General features: G+C 72.9%; 1 protein-coding gene. It reads right to left on the bottom strand.

Annotation, left to right across the window (positions count from 1 at the left end):
- Positions 1–2,089, bottom strand: a 2,089-nt coding sequence (locus ABZV34_RS38780) for a type I polyketide synthase (RefSeq protein WP_356287796.1), incomplete at both ends; no start/stop codon positions are given.

Raw genomic sequence — 2,089 nt, 5'->3', positions numbered from 1 at the left:
CCCAGCCACAACGGCCGGCCCGCGTCCCGGTCCTGCCCGTACGTCGCCAGCAGCGCCTGCGCCTCGATCGGGTCACCCAGCTTCGTGCCCGTGCCATGCGCCTCGACCGCGTCGACGTCGACGGCCGACAGGCCGGCGTTGGCCAGGGCGGCGCGGATGACGCGCTGCTGGGACAGGCCGTTGGGGGCGGTCAGGCCGTTGGACGCGCCGTCCTGGTTGATCGCCGAACCCCGGACGACGGCGAGGACCTGGTGTCCGTTGCGGCGGGCGTCCGAGAGCCGCTCCAGCAGCACCATGCCGACGCCTTCGGCCATGCCCATGCCGTCGGCTTCGGCGGAGAAGGGCTTGCAGCGGCCGTCCACGGCGAGCCCGCGCTGCCGGCTGAAGCCGACGAGGCCGATGGGCTCGCCCATGACGGCGGCGCCGCCGGTGAGCGCGAGGGAGCACTCTCCGGAGCGCAGCGCCTGCAGGGCGAGGTGCAGGGCGACCAGGGCGGAGGAGCAGCCGGTGTCCATGGTGACGGCCGGGCCCTCCAGGCCGAGGGTGTAGGAGATGCGGCCGGAGGCGATGCTGGTGACGGTCCCGGTGATCAGGTGGCCCTCGAGGCCTTCCGGCACCTCGGAGCGTGACCCGTATCCCTGGTGGGAGGCGCCGACGAAGACGCCGGTGGGACTGCCGTGCAGGCTGTCGGGGGCGATGCCGGCCCGCTCCAGTGCCTCCCAGGCGGTCTCCAGCAGGAGGCGCTGCTGCGGGTCCATGGCGGTCGCCTCGCGGGGCGAGATCCCGAAGAACGCGGCGTCGAACTCGGCGGCGTCGTGCAGGAATCCGCCCTCGCGGGCGTAGGTCGTACCGGCCCGGTCCGGATCGGGGTCGTAGAGGTTCTCGACGTCCCATCCGCGGTCGGTGGGCAGGGTGGACACCGCGTCGGTCTCGTCCAGGACGAGGCTCCACAGTTCGTCGGGCGAGGTGACGCCGCCGGGGAAGCGGCAGCTCATGGAGACGATGGCGATGGGCTCGTCGTCGCGGGCGGTCGCCGCGGGGGTGGCGGTGGCCGGCGGAGCGGCGGCCTGGGTGTCGGGGACGAGGCTCGTGCGCAGGAAGCGGACGAGGTCGCGGACGTTGGGGTGGTCGAAGACGATCGTCGCCGGAAGGCCGAGGCCGGTGGCGGAGTTGAGGCGGTTGCGCAGTTCGACGGCGGTGAGGGAGTCGAAGCCCATCTCGCGGAAGGCGCGGGTGACGGCGACCTCGGTGCTGTCCGCGTGGCCGAGGACTCCGGCCACCTCGGTGCGGACCAGGTCGAACAGCACCCGGTCCCGCTCGGCGGCGGACATCTGGGCCAGTTCCGCGCGGAGGGTGTCGGCGCGGCTGACCGCGCTCGCGACGACGGCCTCGTCCGCCTTCATCGCCTCGGTTACCTCCGGCACTTCGTGCAGGAGCGGTCGCGGGTGCGCGGCGGTGAAGACCGGGACGAACCGTTCCCAGTCGATGTCGGCGACGGCGAGGAAGGTGTCGTCGTGGTCGAGTGCCTGTTGCAGTCCGCCGACGGCCAGTTGGGCGTCCATGAAGGGGATGCCGCGCCAACGCAGCTGCTCCCGGACGATGTTGACGGCCATGCCGCCGCCTTCGGGGCTCCAGATGCCCCATGCGAGGGACGTACCGGTCAGGCCGCGGGCGCGGCGGTGGTCCGCGAGCGCGTCGACGTAGGCGTTGCCGGCGGAGTAGGCGCCGTGGTCGCCGCTGCCCCAGGTGCCCGCGACGGAGGAGTACAGCACGAACGCGTCGAGGCGGTCGTGGTCGAAGACGGCGTCGAGGTTGGCCGCTCCGAGGACCTTGGCGCGCAGGCCTTCGGCGAAGAAGTCGAGGTCCGTCTCGGCGAGGGGTGCCAGCATGCCGACGCCCGCGGTGTGGATGACGGTGCGGATGGCGGGGCCTTCGGCCTCGACCTGTTCCACGAGCCGGGTCAGGGCCTCGCGGTCGGCGACGTCGCAGGCGGCGATGGTCACGCGGCAGCCGAGGGCGGTGAGTTCGTCACACAGGACCCTGGCGCCGGGGGCTTCGAGGCCTTCGCGGCTGGTGAGTAACAGGTGTT

It is taken from the genome of Streptomyces sp. NPDC005195, assembly GCF_040608315.1.
GTDB classification, from domain to species: domain Bacteria; phylum Actinomycetota; class Actinomycetes; order Streptomycetales; family Streptomycetaceae; genus Streptomyces; species Streptomyces kaempferi.
Note: the sequence above shows the minus strand (reverse complement) of the source record. Positions and strands in the feature narration are given on the sequence as shown.